12 protein-coding genes are annotated in these 15,638 nt (G+C 68.1%); 8 read left to right on the top strand and 4 right to left on the bottom strand.

Translation table 11 applies throughout. The features are described from left to right. Positions 1-137 precede the first annotated feature (137 nt). The 4 genes from A8M77_RS03790 (at position 138) to A8M77_RS03780 (ending at position 2,950) form a co-directional block, all read left to right on the top strand. A complete protein-coding gene (locus A8M77_RS03790) occupies positions 138-368 on the top strand; it encodes a helix-turn-helix domain-containing protein (protein ID WP_086920228.1) in 231 nt (76 codons plus the stop codon). A gap of 334 nt (positions 369-702) precedes the next feature. Next, positions 703-936, top strand: coding sequence for a hypothetical protein (locus tag A8M77_RS35065; RefSeq protein ID WP_143694541.1), 234 nt, complete (start codon positions 703-705; stop codon positions 934-936). 270 nt (positions 937-1,206) lie between these two features. Continuing rightward, positions 1,207-2,319 carry an ABC transporter substrate-binding protein gene (locus A8M77_RS03785; protein ID WP_086920227.1) on the top strand — a complete coding sequence of 371 codons (1,113 nt, stop codon included), beginning with the start codon at positions 1,207-1,209 and terminating at the stop codon, positions 2,317-2,319. A gap of 94 nt (positions 2,320-2,413) precedes the next feature. Further along, positions 2,414-2,950 carry an SLATT domain-containing protein gene (locus A8M77_RS03780; RefSeq protein ID WP_086920226.1) on the top strand — a complete coding sequence of 179 codons (537 nt, stop codon included), beginning with the start codon at positions 2,414-2,416 and terminating at the stop codon, positions 2,948-2,950. Between the two features lie 12 nt (positions 2,951-2,962). Here the strand turns inward: A8M77_RS03780 and A8M77_RS03775 are convergent, their stop codons facing one another. Then, complete coding sequence (locus A8M77_RS03775) at positions 2,963-4,282, bottom strand: tetratricopeptide repeat protein (protein WP_086920225.1); 1,320 nt, start codon at positions 4,280-4,282, stop codon at positions 2,963-2,965. 96 nt (positions 4,283-4,378) lie between these two features. On the opposite strand from A8M77_RS03775, the gene A8M77_RS03770 reads away from it, so the two are divergent. Then, positions 4,379-5,446, top strand: a complete 1,068-nt coding sequence (locus A8M77_RS03770) for a GlxA family transcriptional regulator (RefSeq protein ID WP_086920224.1) — start codon at positions 4,379-4,381, stop codon at positions 5,444-5,446. Here A8M77_RS03770 and A8M77_RS03765 read toward each other — a convergent pair whose 3' ends face one another. From A8M77_RS03765 to A8M77_RS03755, 3 genes are read right to left on the bottom strand one after another with little or no spacing between them, the layout of a single operon-like run. Continuing rightward, entirely contained in the window at positions 5,447-6,097 is a 651-nt protein-coding gene (locus tag A8M77_RS03765) for a redoxin domain-containing protein (protein ID WP_086920223.1), read from the bottom strand. Between the two features lie 36 nt (positions 6,098-6,133). Next, positions 6,134-9,280 carry an adenylate/guanylate cyclase domain-containing protein gene (locus A8M77_RS03760; protein ID WP_086920222.1) on the bottom strand — a complete coding sequence of 1,049 codons (3,147 nt, stop codon included), beginning with the start codon at positions 9,278-9,280 and terminating at the stop codon, positions 6,134-6,136. Between the two features lie 36 nt (positions 9,281-9,316). Beyond that, positions 9,317-10,936 (bottom strand): phospholipase D-like domain-containing protein, encoded by a 1,620-nt coding sequence (locus A8M77_RS03755; RefSeq protein WP_086920221.1) that lies wholly within the window; start codon positions 10,934-10,936, stop codon positions 9,317-9,319. Positions 10,937-11,113: 177 nt separating this feature from the next. Between A8M77_RS03755 and A8M77_RS03750 the strand changes: the two genes are divergently transcribed. The 3 genes from A8M77_RS03750 to A8M77_RS37175 all read left to right on the top strand — a co-directional run. Further along, positions 11,114-11,749 (top strand): Crp/Fnr family transcriptional regulator, encoded by a 636-nt coding sequence (locus tag A8M77_RS03750; RefSeq protein WP_158100879.1) that lies wholly within the window; start codon positions 11,114-11,116, stop codon positions 11,747-11,749. A 108-nt stretch (positions 11,750-11,857) separates the two neighbouring features. Next, entirely contained in the window at positions 11,858-12,154 is a 297-nt protein-coding gene (locus tag A8M77_RS35060; protein ID WP_143694540.1) for a hypothetical protein, read from the top strand. A gap of 466 nt (positions 12,155-12,620) precedes the next feature. Then, positions 12,621-15,638 (top strand): calcium-binding protein (locus A8M77_RS37175; RefSeq protein WP_272947420.1); only part of this gene is annotated, 3,018 nt, incomplete at its 3' end.

Below are 15,638 nucleotides of genomic sequence, written 5' to 3'. Positions count from 1 at the left end.
CAAGATGTCGGTCACGGCGACATCGCCCCCGAACCTGGCATCGATGCCAGCAGGAAGACGACCAAGGCGCCAGGCAATACAGCAAATGAGCATTCTAGTCCGTGGACTTATCGTCATCACTTAATGACGATCGCCAGGTGAAAAATGACCCATTGGAACTGCTTGGACTGCGCATTCGGGAGAAGCGCAAGTCGATCGGCTGGACGCAGGAAGATTTGGCCTATCAAGCCCAAATCGACAGGTCCTATATCGGCGGAGTCGAACGCGGCCAACGCAACGTGACCTTCAACGTACTCTGCCAGTTGTGCCGTGCCCTTCGTTGCGATGTGGCAAGTTTGACTGAAGGTATTCCGAGGGTTGCCAAGTGAATGGCTTGGTGCCTTGAGTCTCTTTGACGGGGCGATGCCCCCACATCGCCTGACTGGTCAAGTACCGGCGACCCGGGATCGGGAGTCATTGCAGTGACGCCGCCCATTCGCTCAAGCAAGTCGCTTGACATCCCCGGATAGCTGTCGTTCAGACAAGCACCTCACCTCGGGGCAGGTTCCATCGAGATCTGAGAACTCGCACTGTTCGTCGAGCCACCTCAAGCTCTGACGAAAATGGGTATTATAGTCACCATTTCATTCGGCCCCACGTTCGGGCTTTAGGGCTTCGTATCGAAGAAGGGTCGATGGCAGAAAAATTCCTGGGTGCGCTCCGATGATTCACGACAACGAGCGCACCTTGCTCCGTCGCATCGCCAGCGGGCCTCTTCCTTGCGTTTTGACGGGTGACGAGAACCTGCTTGCCGTCAGCGCGCTGTATCAAGCGGGTCAAGTGGATGCAGTGGTGCGTGTCGTCGTCGATCCACTGGGTGGTTTTCCACAGGTCGGTGTGGTCGTCAGTGAGATCACCCCTTCAGGTTGGTTGCTGCTCCAAGACTCTCGATCGTAGTAACGCACCCTGACCGTCCAAATATCGCCCAGAGGCGACAAACGCAAGATATCGGCCACAGCCGATATCGCACGCACCTCGCCCAAGCGCCGTCAGAAAAACGACCTCACAAAGCCCCCCGCGATGTGACTTACTTTCCAGCTTCCCCGACGCGTTGTCCCCACAAGGTGTTACTCCACCCAAGCCCGCTGCTAACCTGCCCCCGCCACCGCCCAGCGATGGCCGTGCAAAGGGCACACGCCACGACAAGCCCTCGAGGAGACAAGCGACATGAAACGATTTCTCGTCCCGATCGCCTTCGTACTCGCGGCGATTTCGCCCGCCTGGGCCCAGGACATCGTGATCGGCCAATCGGTCCCCCTGAGCGGCAACAACGCCGACATCGGCCGCGACATGCGCGACGGTGCGCTCGCGGTGTTCGCGCAGGCCAATGCCAGCAAGGAGCTGGGCCGCCCCATCAAGCTCATCACGCTGGACAACGCCAACAACCGGCAGCGCGCGCTCGAGAACTCGCAGCAGCTGCTCGGCCAGCACGCCGCGATGGTGCTGTTCGGCTACAACTCGGCGACCAACAGCCTCGACGCGCTGCCGCTGGCGGAGCAGAACAAGGTGCTGTTCTTCGCGCCCTTCAGCGGCTCGATGAGCCTGCGCAAGCACCCCAACGTCTACACCATCCGCGCCTCCTACCACGACGAGGCGGCGAAGGTGATGGAGGCCAAGCGCACGGTGGGCTCCGACAAGACGGTGATCCTGCATTACGACGACGAGGTGGGCCGCAGCAACTACGAGGCCTCGGCCGCCGCGTTCACCGAGGCGGGCCTGCCCAAGCCCAAGGGCGTGGCGACGAAGCGCGGCGCGGCGATGGATGCGGCCACGATCGATGCGCTGCAGAAGGACACGCCGCACTACGTGCTCGCGACCACGCAGTTCAGCCAGGTGGGCGACTACCTCAAGGCGATCGAAGGCAAGCCGCAGCAGATCCCCGTGGCGGCGCTGTCCTTCGTCAACCCCGACGAGCTGGCCGAGTCGCTGGGCGGGGTGGCGCGCGGGACGGTGGTGTCGCAGGTGATCCCGTCGCCGCGCAGCTCGAACCAGGTGGCGGTGCCGGTGGTGAAGAGCTGCGCCGAGGCGCTGACGGCGTTCAACGGCGGCAAGCTCAACTACACCTCGCTCGAATCGTGCATCGCGGCGAAGACGCTGCTGGTCGCGCTGAAGAAGGCGGGCGGCGCCAAGGCCACGCGCGACAGCGTGCTGCAGGCCATGGGCACGCTGGGCCGGGTGGACCTGGGCGGCTATGCGCTGAACTATTCGCCGACCAGCCGCCACGGCAGCACGATGGTCGATCTGACGATCCTCTCGCGCGGCAACCGTTTCGTGCAGTAACAAGGGCGCCGCTTCGGGCGCGCCTGCTGCATGATCCCGCAGCAGCAGTCCCTCACGCCCCGAGGGACGCAGCCGCAGCGAAAGGACCGTGCCCATGTCAGCCCAGCCGACCGCCATCATCGAGCACCTGGAACCGGGCTTCGAAGCCGCCGATTCCACGCGCAGCAAGGATCGACGGCAGCACGCAGAGAGCCAGCTCGACTTCCTGTACCGCCAGATCGACACCACCTGCAGCAAGCGCCTCGCGCTGGCGAAGTGGTACCGGCGGCTGAACTTCGGCTACCAGATCTCGGCGGCCGCGCTGTCGGCGCTGGTGACGGTGATCACGGGCTTCCAGTCGCTGGCGACCGACCGAAGCATCATCGCCAGCAACGTGGTGCTGATCCTGAGCGCGATCATCACGCTGATCACGCTGGCCGGCGGCTTCTACATGCCGCGCGAGCTGTGGGTGGTGATCATGGGGCACTGCGGCGACCTGGAGAACCTCAAGGCGCGGCTGGAGTTCGAGGAGCGCAGCCCGACCTTCGAGGAACGCCGGACCGAGATCGTCGAGGAAGGCTTCGAGGAATACCAGCGGCTGATCGACGCCTACGAAGAAAAGTGGAAGGCGATCCGCGAGAAGGGCAAGTAGGCAGAGGCGGCCTCAGGCTGCCACGGCCTCTTCCTCATCTCGCACGGCGGTCCGCGTCGCCACTTTGCGCGCGGCGCGCTCGTCGCCCATCGCCCTGACCAGCGCCCGGTCCCCTGCCCGGCTCGCGGCCTCGATGAGGGTGAGGTGCAGCAGGTCTCGCTGGGCATGGCTCCCGCCCAGCGGCGTGCTCGCATCGAGCACGGGCAGCAGCAGCTCGACGCAGCGCGCGTACTGCCCTTGCGCGAAGGCCCGCAGCCCGTTCGCGGCCGGCAGCGCCACGTCCCAGTCGTGCGCGCCCGGGTAGCGTGGCGCCTCGCCCATCGCCTGGATGCCGGCCGCAACCGCCGCCTCGTCGCCGGCCGCGGCCAGGGTCATCACGGTGTGCATGTCGTTGAACGCGTTGCAGCCCCACGCGGCCTGCGCGGCCCTTCGCGCGGCCAAGGCCTGCCAGCGCTGCGATACATCGACCCCGCGCAGCGTCAGCCGCCACAGCAGCGCCGTCGCGTCGTTGAGGTTCAGCGCCACCGCCTCGGGCGCGGGCGTGACCGCGGCGTCGTAGAGCGCCAGTGCCGCGCCCAGGTCGCCGGCGCCCATGTGCATCAGGGCCAGGTGCCAGTGGTTGTGCACGGCCATCGCGCAGTCCGTCGCCCAGTCGGCCTGCGTCGCCTTCAGCCAGCGGATGCCGTCGGCCGCCCTGCCCTGCATCTCGCAGACGTGCGCGACCGCGTGCACGGCCCAGCTGTCGTGCGGGTGCAGGTCGACCGCGCGCCGCCCGATGTCCTCGGCCCGCGCGTATTCGTTGCACTCCTCCAGGCCGAAGGCGTACATGCCGAGCAGGTAGCCGTAGCCCTCGTCCTCGGCGCTCCAGCGGGCCAGCGAGCGCGCGACGCGGTCGCGCAGCATGAAGGAATGGCCGAGGAAGAGGTCGCCCGCATGCGCGATCTGCAGCGCGAAGAGATCGCGCGGATGGTCGACCAGGTGACGTCCGAGCAACTGGTTGCCGCGGAGCATGTCGCCGCCGCTCCAGGCGCCGAGCGCGCCGATCAGCGACTTCTCGCGCGCGTTGGCTTTCGCGGCGTGGGCGGCCGCGGCGTCGACGCTGGCTTTCGCCATGCCGAGGAGGGAGCCGTCGCAGGCGCCGAGCACCATGCCGGCCATCAGCAGGTGGCCGGAGACGAAGCCGGGGTCGCGCTCCAGCGCCGGCATCAGCACGGCGATCGGATCGAGCCGGTAGCCGTGGAACAGTTCGAGCGCCCGGTCGTAGGCGGCGAGGGACGACCGGTCTGTGGTGGAGAGCGCTTCGCCGTGTGCATCGCGCAGAGTGGTGGCCATGGTGAAACCTCCTGTGGGGTGTTTGTTGAGCAGATGGCGCCTCGAGCGTAAATTCGCCGCACCTCGACGCGCGAAGCCATTCCGGCAACAAGACTGATGAATCGGCCAACGAGCACCGCCACGGCACCGCTCCCGCGGATCGCCATCGTCGCCACGCCGCTGAGCTCGGCCTCGGTGGTCTACGGCATGTACGACATGTTCAAGTGCGCGGGGCGCGACTGGCCCTGGGTGGTGAGCGGCGAGTACGGCCAGCCGGTGCTCGACCCGTTCATCGTCGCCGCGCAGCCCGACCAGGTGACGGGCTGCAACGGGCTGCCGATCCGCGTCGACGTGCCGATGTCGGACTGCCCCGCGCCGGACGTGGTCTGCGTGCCCGAATCGCAACTGGCGCTCGACCACCGCGAGGCGGGGATGTTCGAGCGCGAGGCCGCGTGGCTGCGCAGCTGCCATGCCGGCGGGTCGCTGATGACGGCGGCCTGCTCCGGCGCCATGCTGCTGGCCGAGGCCGGCCTGCTCGACGGCCACGAGGCCACCACGCACTGGGCCTACTGCGAGACGATGCAGCGCCGTCACCCCTCTGTGCGCGTGCAGCCCCAGCGCGCGCTGATGGTCACCGGCGAAGGGCACCGGCTGGTGATGGCCGGCGGCGGCAGTTCGTGGATGGACCTCGGGCTCTACGTCATCGCGCGCTGCGTCGACGTCGAGACCGCCATGCAGGTGGCGCGGATCCTGCTGATCGACTGGCACCAGGTCGGCCAGCAGCCCTTCGCGCGCGTGACGCGCTCACGCCAGATGGACGATGCGCTGATCGGCCGCTGCCAGGCCTGGATCGCCGAGCACTACGCCGACCCGGCGCCGGTGGCGGCGATGGCGCAGCTGAGCGGTCTGCCGGCGCGCTCGTTCCAGCGCCGCTTCAGGCAGGCGACGGGGATGGCGCCGCTGGAGTACGTGCACACGATGCGCATCGAGGAGGCCAAGCACCTGCTGGAGACGGGCGACCTGCCGGTGACGGCGGTAGCGCAGGAGGTCGGCTACGACGATGCGGCCTTCTTCGGCCGCCTGTTCCGGCGGCAGGTGAACCTGACGCCGCCGCAGTACCGCCGGCGCTTCGGCGGGCTGCGCGCGGCGCTGTCGGGCAACGGGCACGCCGCGGCGCGCGGGTGATCAGGCGGCACAGCTGCGCGCGGCCTCCAGGATCTCTTCTTCCGAGGGCAGCTTGCCCAAGCCGGCCATGCCCTCGGTCTGGCACTCCACGTAGGCCCAGCGCACGATGCCGCTGCGGTCGATCATGAACAGGCCCTTGAGCTGCGGCCATTGGCGCTCGACGTCGCCCTGGTCGGTCGGCGTCATGGCGTAGCCGTCCTTCGCCTGCATCACCTGGCCCACCTGCGAGATCGGCAGCGGCTCGGGCAGGTCGCCGAAGGGGTTGATGCGGATCGTGTCCATCGCCTCCATCATCTGGGGCGTGGGCTCGGGCTTGGGGATGCGGTAGGCGCGGTGGGTGGAAAGCCCGGGGTCGGACGCCATCGCCAGCTTCGTGGGCCTGAACTTGAAGTACAGCCGCGCGTTCTCCGGCGCGGTGGCGACCACCGCCAGGCTGTCGACGCCCATGTCCTTGAGCTTGCCTTCGAAGCCGGCCAGCTGCACCAGCTGGCGGCGGCAGAAGGGGCACCACAGGCCCAGCATCAGGCTCAGCAGCAGCGGGCTGCGGCCGCGGTAGTCGTCGAGCGAAATGATGCCCGGGCCGGCAATCGCCGGGAGGGCGAAGGCAGGCGCCAGTTCACCGGGCGCCACGGGGTTCATCGTCATGGACATGATGAAGCTCTCCTTCCTGCAGGTGCGATCAATCAATCAGCAAAGGAACGGAAGCACGACCAGCGCGTCGGGGTCCAGGCCCGCACGCTGGCAGGTGTCCTGGGCGAGCGCCATGTAGCGCTCGGCCTGCACTGCATCATCGACATCGAGGTACAGGGTGGCAAGCCCCTCGTAGCAGGGAAAGAGTAACTGGGGTTCGTCGCTCTTCTCGGCCAGGGCCAGGGCTTCCTCGTAGTGGCGCAGCGCGCGGGCGGCCTCGCCGTGGCACTGGTAGATCTGGGCGAGCACCACCAGCGAGACGGCCAGGTGGTCGAGCTGGCCGGTGCTGCGGTCGATCTCGATGGCGGTGTGGGCCGCGCCGACGCCGCGCTCGTCGCAGCGGTTGGTGAGCGTGCAGTAGGCCACCGCCAGGTTGGCGGACAGGCGCGACTGCAGGCCGAGGTCGCCGATGCGGCGCGCGGTCTGCAGGCCGCGCTCGCAGGCCTCGATGGCGTGCTGCGGGTGGCTGGAGCTGTAGAGCACGCCCAGGTTCGACAGGGCGCGGCATTCGGCCTGGGGCAGGTCGGCCTCGCGCGCGACGGCGACGCTGCGCTCGAGCTGGGCCACGGCCTCGTCGAGCCGGTCCAGCCGGGCCAGGGCCACGCCCTGGGTGTTGTGCGCCAGCGCGACGGCGGCGCGCAGGTCGCGGCGCTGGTCCTCGTCGGCGGGCGGCTGTGCTTCCAGGGCCTGGAGGTGGGCCAATGCGCGCTGGGTCCATTCCAGCGCGCCGTGGCTGTCGGCGGTGCGGAAGTGCAGCTCTCCCATCATCTCGTAGAGCCAGGCCCGCTCGATGTGGGGCGCGGCGCCGTCGATGAGCGCGAGGCCCGAGGCCAGGCAGGCCTGCGCCTCGGCGCGGTCGCCAGTCTCCCAGCGCAGGGCGGCGATCTTGCGCAGCAGGCGGGCCTGGGCCACGCGGTCGCCGGCCTCGGCGTGGCCCTCGCGCGCCGCCTCCAGGTGGCCGGCGGCCTCGGCGATGCGGCCGGCGGGGGCGAGCACGTCGCCCAAATGTTCGCGCACGGCCAGGCGGTGCGCCGCGGGGGCGCTGCAGGCCTCCAGGGTCTCCAGGGCGAGCTGGTAGTCGCGGATGGCGTCGGCATTGGCGTACGCGCCGCGCGCCCAGTCGGCGGCGGCGACGAGGTAGCGGGCGCCGCGCGCCTTGTCCGTGCCCAGGCGGAAGTGGTGGGCCAGGGCCTGCAGGTCCTCCAGTTGGCGCGGGGTGCTGCCGCACTGCCGCTCCAGGGCCTCGCCGATGCGGGTGTGCAGCTCGGTGCGGCGGCGCAGCAGCAGGCTCTGGTAGGCCACCTCCTGGAACAGGCCGTGGCGGAAGCGGAAGCGGCGCCCCTCCGGCGAAGGCATGGCGGCGAGCAGGCCGGCATCGACCAGGGCCTCGAGCGCCTCCGGCACGGCGTGCGACAGGGTCGCGACGGCGCGCAGCAGCGGCTCGGCGAACTGCGGCCCGATGACCGCGGCCTCGCACAGGGTGCGGCGCGCGGCCGGGGCCAGGCGGTCGATGCGGCCCAGCAGCAGGCCGTGGATGGTCGAGGGCACCTGCGCCGCGGTGGCGCGCGGGCTGCAGACCCAGGCCCCGGCCTGGCGCGAGAGCAGGCCGTCGGCGATCAGCGCGCGCGCCATCTCCTCCAGGAAGAGCGGGTTGCCGCCGGCATGCTCGACGATGCGGCGGCGCAGCGCTTCGGGCAGGGCCTGGGTCGAGCTGCCGAACAGGGCGTCCAGCATGGCTTCGCTGCAGCGCGCGGACAAGGGTTCCAGCCGCAGCACGGTCTGGGCGCCGGCGCCTTCGGCCCAATCCTCCAGCGCGGGCGCGGGGCGCTGGGTCACCAGCAGCATGAAGGGGCGCTCGCGCAGCCGGCCGAGCAGGAAGGACAGCAGCTCCAGGGAGGCGGCGTCTGTCCAGTGCAGGTCCTCCACGATCATCATCACTGCCGCGGCGCCCTGTTGCAGCCGGCGCTCCACGACCGCGAGCACGGCGGCGAAGATCTGCTGCCTGAGCTGCTCCGGGTCCAGGTAGCGGGTGGAGGCGTCCTCGCCCTCGAGGCCCAGCACGTAGCCGAGGAAGGCGGAAAGCTGCTGCTGCTCGGGCTCCCCGGCCCCCATGGCCGCGAGGGCGGCGGTGATTTTCTGGCGCGCCTCGGCCGGCGCGTCCTGCGCGCCCAGCCCGTAGGCGTCGCGCAGCAGCGCGGCCGGCACGCCGTAGGCGCGCTCGCCGAGCGACGAGCAGGCGGCGCGGCGCTGCACCACGGATTCGAGCCGGCCCTCGGCCTCCAGCTGCGTCATGAACTCGGTCAGCAGCCGGGTCTTGCCGGTGCCGGCCTCGGCCACGATGCGCAGCAGGCCGCCCTGGCCGGTGCGCATCTGCTCGAAGGCCTCGCGCAGGCGCTGCAGCTCGGCGCCGCGGCCGACCAGGCCGGTGGCCAGCCCGTGCGCCTGCAGGCCGCGGGTCGGCTGCGGCGCGGCCAGCGCCGCGCCCAGGCGCCAGGCGGCCATCGGCTGGGCGATGCCCTTGAGCGTCAGTTCGCCGGCCGGCTCGAAGCCGAAGGCATGCCGGGTGAGTTCCCAGGTGGCGCGGCTGACCATGGTTTCGCCGGCGCCGGCCGCGTTCTGCAGGCGCGAGGCGGCATTCACCGTGTCGCCGGTGACGGCGTAGGCGCCCTCGTCGTGGGTGCCGAGCTGGCCCGCCACCACCGGGCCGGTGTGCACGCCGATGTGCAGGTCCAGCGGCCGGCCGATGCGCGGCGCCCAGCGCGCGCTCAGGCCGGCGGCCTGGCGGTGCATCAGCAGGGCGGCGTTGAGGGCGCGCTCGGGGTCGTCCTCGTGCGCGACCGGCGCGCCGAAGACGGCCATCACCGCATCGCCGACGTACTTCTCGACGAAGCCGTCGAAGCGCTTGATGGCGCCGGACATCAGCGCGAAGAGCTCGGTCTGCAGCGCGCGCACGTCCTCGGCATCGAGGGTCTGCGACAGCGCGGTGAAGCCCGAGAGGTCCGCGAATATCACGGTCACCATGCGGCGGTCGGACTCGGGCTCGGCAGGCGGCGGGGCCGGGGCCTGCGGTGCGAGCCGCGTCCCGCACTTCGGGCAGAAGGCGAAGTCGCGATCGACGTCGAATCCGCAGGCGGGGCAGGCCATGGCCGGGCCATGGTACTGCGAGGCGCCGGAATCAGATCAAAGGAGCTCCTCGTCGACGAAGGCGGAGACCAGCGACAGGCGCAGCTGGACGCCCCAGCGCAGGTTCGGCTCCTTCGCGAAGGCGATCGGCTCGGCGCCGCCCTTGGCGATCCACTGCAGGCCTTGGCCGCCATTGGCGCTGCGCACTTCGTAGCTGGGCGGCTGGCGGTCGCCGCGCAGCAGGCTGGCCAGCTGGCCGGCGAGCTCGGGGCTGTCGACGATCAGGCCCATCTCGGTGTTGGAGTGGGCAGAGCGGCGGTCCATGTTCATGGAGCCGATGTAGAGCCAGCGGCCGTCCACCACCGCGGCCTTGGCATGCAGCCGGCCCAGCGAACCGCGGCGCTCGCCGACGGCGGCGGCCTTGGCGTCGCCGGTGCCGGGCATCAGCTCGTAGAGAGAGACGCCCATGCCCAGCAGCGCGGTGCGATAGCGGGCGTAGCCGGCATGCACCAGCGGCTCGTCGGTGGTGGCGAGCGAGTTGGTCATGACGGAGACGCGCACGTGGCTGTCGGTCGCCTGCTTCAGCACTTCGAGGGTACGGCGGCCGGGCACGAAGTAGGGCGAGGCCAGCACGACCTCGGAGCGGGCCGACTGCAGCAGCTCGAGCTTGCCGTTCATCACGGCGCCGTCGGCCATCGACTGAGCGTTCACGTCCGCCTTGGCGGGCGCATCGGCGATCACGCGCACGGCGGCCATGTGCAGTTCCAGGCGGCCGGTGGCCAGCTGGGTGGCGACGCTGGTCTGGCCGAGCAGGTCGCGGGCCGTGACCGGGAACTCGGCCACCTCGGCCTGCCGCACGGCGGCATCGAAGTGGCGGCGGGCTTCCTCCTGCGTCAGCGACGCGGCGACCAGGCTCTGGATGGGATAGGCATGCTCGCTGTTCCAGTAGCCGTCGAACACGGTGGACAGGGCCTGCACGGCCGGGCCGGCGGCGAGGATGTCCATGTCGATGAAGTTGGCAGGGCCACTGCGGTCGAAGTACTCGTCGGCGACATTGCGGCCGCCGGTGATGGCGAACTGGTTGTCGGCCAGGAACAGCTTGTTGTGCATGCGGCGGTTGATGCGCGAGAACTCGTTCACCGAGCGCAGCACGCGCTGGGTCACGCCGCCGCTGCGCACCGCCAGGGGGTTGAACATGCGCAGCTCGACGTTGGGGCGGGCGGCCAGGCCGGCCAGCAGCGCGTCTTCGCCGGCGGCGTGCAGGTCGTCCACCAGCAGGCGCACGCGCACGCCGCGGCCGGCGGCGTCGGCCAGGGCGCGCAGGAACTGGCGGCCGGAGGCGTCGTCGGCGATCTCGTAGTACTGGGCGTCGATGCTCTTCTGGGCGGCGCGGGCCAGGGCGATGCGGGCTTCGAAGGCCTGGTCGCCTGCCGGCAGCAGGCGCAGGCCGGAGCGCTGGCCGTCGGCGGCGGGCAGCGAGGCGGCGGCGACGGCGGCCAGGCGGGTGTCGGCCACGTCGGCGCGGGCCTGGGAGACGGGGCGCTGCACGCTGGCCGGCAGGCCGGCGCAGCCCGTCAGCACGGCGGCGAGGGCCAGCAGCAGGGCCATCCCGATCAGGCGCAGGCTGGCGCCGGGGGCGTTCAGCTTGATGTTGCGCGTGAAAGAGAGGGCGGTCATGGGGGCTCCGGGGGGCTTCCTTGGGCCGGCGGAATGGGTTGTGCCGGCCATGCCGCAAATCTAGGGAAGGGCCTCTTTTTCCACGAGGAAGCAGTGCGCAACGCGGATGTGAACTGCGTCACACCGGCGGCCGGGCGCCTCATAATTTCCGGCAGCCCCAGCCCCGCCGGAGAGCCGATGAGTGCCGATGCCCAAGACCGCCTGCCGCAGCACCTGCTGGACGCCATCGCGCCGCACGGCCTCACGCGCAACTTCGCGGCCAACGCCATCCTGATCAACGAGGGCGACACCACCGATTCGCTCTACATCCTGCTGCGCGGCCGGGTGAAGATCTACGCCAGCTCCGACGACGGGCGGGAGCTGGTGCTCTCGGAATACGGGCCGGGGGAGTATTTCGGCGAGCTCTCCATCGACGGCGAGCGGCGCTCGGCCTCGATCAAGGCGATCGAGGCCTGCAGCTGCCGGGTGGTGCAGGGCTCGGAGCTGCGCCAGTTGATGGCCGACCACCCCGACTTCGCGATGCACCTGACGCGCAAGCTGATCCGCATGGTGCGGCGCCTGACCGAACAGGTGCGCAGCATGGCGCTGCAGGACGTCTACGGGCGGATGGTGCGGGTGCTGACGGAGTTGTCAGAGCCGGCCGGCGAGGAGCGCCTGCTGCGCCACAAGCTGACGCAGCAGGACATCGCCGACCGCGTCGGCGCCTCGCGGGAGATGGTGAACCGGGTGATGAAGGAGCTGACCGCCGGCGGGTACATCGGGCAGCGGGAGGGGCGGCTGGTGATTCTGAAGAAATTGCCGGCGGCTTGGTGAATCGCTGGGGACTCCACGCAACGTGGAAGTTGGCGCACGGGGGCACATGGCGCGCCGAATCTGATGAATTCTCGCAAAGCAGTGAGCAGGCGCGCTTGAGTGGATAGCGTGGCCGCCTTCGCCACGGCGGAGTCGCGGGGTGACGGGTCTGTCGACTTACAAGAACGAGAAAAAATCAAAACTTGCACAAACAAAAAACTGAAGATGACTGAATTAATTCTATTCATACTGGCAGACATATTGCTGTGCGGCACCGGCATGTTGATCTTGTGGCTTGCAAGCTTTGGGAGGTTTAAATTAGGCATCCCGACTCGCACAGCCTCCAGTTATTGGGTATTTTCTTTGGTGGGATTGTTGGCGTGGGCAACCATTCTGTTTTTCGCTTTGATTAATCTGGGAGGATAAAATGTCATTGACATCTGCAATTGGAAATTTTTTAGGTAAGCAAGCCTTTGCAAGAGCGCTAAATGAAGTGGTTGGCGGCAAGGTTTTTGGCTTTGGAGCGCTGACTCATTCGCAAGAATTAGGAGGATGGGTTGATGCAAACCGGTTGGATGGCTACACATACAACGAATCAGATGGGCATTGGTATACCAGCCCGCCTTCGCCAGACTATGGATCATTTGGATGGAGCGGACAGGCCTCATCTGGCAAAGAAGCAGAACTAAATACAGCTCGTCGACTTCACGATCTGGGAAATCAAATTGAACGACGCAAACCGATCGAACCCGATCTGCAGCGAGATTTATCCAGCGTGTGGAGACAGCTGCAAGAACGAGAGACCTGGGAGCATTTTCGCGACCTCATCAAAAGGGCTCTCAATACTGGGACTGAACCGACACCTCAAGACTGGAACGATTTCCAGGATTTGATGAACGATCATTTCTTGCCCTTTTATGAGTCAAATTTCAGGGCAATTCCTGATTTGTGTAATCGGGACTATCAGACCGCCCGAGCTTGGCGCCAACCCATTGATCCCCTGATGCTCGACCTTGACGGCGACGGCCTGGAGCTGAAGCGAGCCGACGGCTCCGTCCTCTTCGACCACAACGCCGACGGCATCAGGACAGGCACCGGCTGGATCGGCGCGGACGACGGCATCCTCGTGCGCGACCTCAACGCCAACGGCTCGATCGACTCCGGCCGAGAGCTCTTCGGCATCGACACCCTCAAGTCCGACGGCAGCAACGCCGTCAACGGCTTCGATGCCCTCGGCGATCTCGATTCCAACGCCGACGGCCAGCTCAACGCCGCCGACCTCGCCTGGAACTCCCTGCAGGTCTGGCGCGACCTCGACCAGGATGGCGTGTCCGACGCCGGCGAGCTCTTCCATCTCGATGCCCTGGGCATCAGCCGCATCGGCGTGAACGGCAGTGCCACCAACGCCACCGGCGGCACCCAGGCCGGCAGCACCGTCAACGGCAACCTCATCGCCCAGAGCGCCAGCTTCACGCGTGAAGTCGATGGCGCGCAGGTCGACCGCAGCGTCGGCGCGGTCGACCTCGAGTCGAATCCCTTCTACCGCGAGTTCACCGTCCCTGTGCCGCTGACCGAGCAGGCCCGAGCCCTGCCCAGCATGCAGGGCTCCGGCCGCGCCCGCGATCTGGCTGAAGCAGTGAGCCTGAGTCCGACGCTCGCCACAAGCCTGGCCGCCTTCAGCAGCGCCACCACCCGCGATGCCCAGCGCGCCCTGCTCGATGGCCTTCTCACCCAATGGGCCGAAGGCTCCGACTTCTGGCAGAGCCTGGAAACCACCCTGGACGGCAACGTCACCATCAGCGGCCTGCCCGTGGGCATGACCGAAGCGCAGTACCGCAACCTCTTGGGCGTGCTGGAAGTCTTCAACGGCGAGCGCTTCTACAGCACCGGTGCCAACGGCATGCCCCTGACCGCCGGCACCACCCGCACCAACACCACCGACACCGCCACCAACATCACCCGCGCCGGCTACGGCATCGCACCGCCGGCCGCCCAGCTCACGCTGCTGCAGCAAAGCTACGACGCCTTGAAGGAAAGCGTCTACGGCGCCCTCGTGCTGCAGACGCGGCTGAAGCCTTACCTCGATGCCGTCGAACTGACGATCGATGAAAACGGCATCCGCTTCGACACCACGGCAATGGCCGCCAAGCTGGAGATGAACAAAAGCGCCAACGAGCGCGCCGCGCTCATCGATCTGGTCGAACTCAACCGTTACGGATTGCCCAGCCTGCAAGCCGTGGGTTTCAATGGCTTGGACCTGCTGCGCGGCTGGGTCGAGGCGTTGCCGGCCGCATCGGCGGTGCGGGCAGAACTGGCCAGCCTGAACATCTTCGCCAGCACCACCTCGTACGGCTCAGCGCAGGATGACATCTATGTGGGCGATTCCCAGGCCAACAATTTCAACGCCAGTGCCGGCAACGACGTCGCCGACGCCGGAGGCGGCGACGACTACCTGTTCGGGGGCGAGGGCAACGACATCCTGCACGGCGGCGCCGGCAATGACTATCTCCAGGGTGGCAGCGGTGAGGACACCTTCGATGGCGGCACGGGCAATGACACGCTCATTGGCGACACCGGTAGCGACACCTATCGCTTCGGCCGCGGTTCGGGCCAAGACATCCTGTTCGACTACGACACGACCGCCGGCAACGTCGACACGATCCAGCTGGCCCTGGACATCGCGCCGTCCGATGTGACGGTCTGGCGAAGCGGCAACAGCCTGCTCATCGGCATCAACGGAACCAACGGTGCGGACCGTCTGGAGCTGGCTCATTACTTTTACGAAGACGGCACGTCGGGGTACGCCGTGGAAAGCATCCGCTTTGCCGGCGGCACCAACTGGACCCTGGCTGACCTCAAGGCCAAGATGCTCGTCACCACGGACAGCAGCGAGACCGTGATCGGCTATGCGGGCAACGACACCATCGCGGGGCTGGGCGGTGATGACTGGCTGTATGGCCGCCAGGGCGACGACACGCTGGACGGCGGTGCAGGCGCGGACACCCTGCTGGGCGAGGAAGGCAACGACACCCTTGTCGGGGGTGCACAAGACGATCGGCTGTACGGCGGCTACGGCGCGGATGTGCTGCAAGGCGGTGAGGGCAACGACTACCTGAGCGCCGAGAATGGTGAGGACACGCTCGATGGCGGTGCGGGCAACGACACGCTCGTTGGCGATGTCGGCAACGACACCTACCTGTTCGGCCGGGGCTCGGGGCAGGACATCCTGTTCGACTACGACAGCGCCGCAGGGAACGTCGACACGGTCCAATTGGCCTCGGACATCGCGCCATCCGATGTGACGGTCTGGCGAGGCGGCAACAGCCTGCTCATCGGCATCAACGGAACCAACGGCGCGGACCGCCTGGAGCTGGGCCATTACTTCTACGAGGATGGCACTTCGGGGTATGCCGTGGAGAACATCCGCTTTGCCGACGGCACCAACTGGACCTTGGCCGACATGAAAGCCAAAGTGCTGCTCCCCACCGACAGTGGCGAGACCCTGATCGGCTATGCGGGCAACGACACCGTCGCGGGGCTGGGCGGGGATGACTGGCTGTACGGCCGCCAAGGCGACGACACGCTGGACGGCGGTGCAGGCGCGGACACCCTGCAGGGCGAGGAAGGCAACGACACCCTTGTCGGTGGCATGCAGGACGACCGCCTGTATGGGGGTTACGGCGCGGACCTGCTGCGGGGAGGAGAAGGCAACGACTACCTGAGCGCCGAGGACGGTGAGGACACGCTCGACGGCGGTGAAGGCAACGATACGCTCATCGGGGACCGCGGCAACGACGTGTACCTGTTCGGTCGGGGCTCGGGCCAGGACATCGTGTTCGACTACGACAGCGCCGCAGGGAACGTCGACACGGTCCAATTGGCCTCGGACATCGCGCCATCCGATGTGACG

This window comes from Variovorax sp. JS1663 (assembly GCF_002157355.1).
Taxonomy (GTDB): domain Bacteria; phylum Pseudomonadota; class Gammaproteobacteria; order Burkholderiales; family Burkholderiaceae_C; genus Variovorax.
This window is presented reverse-complemented; position numbering and strand designations above follow the sequence as displayed.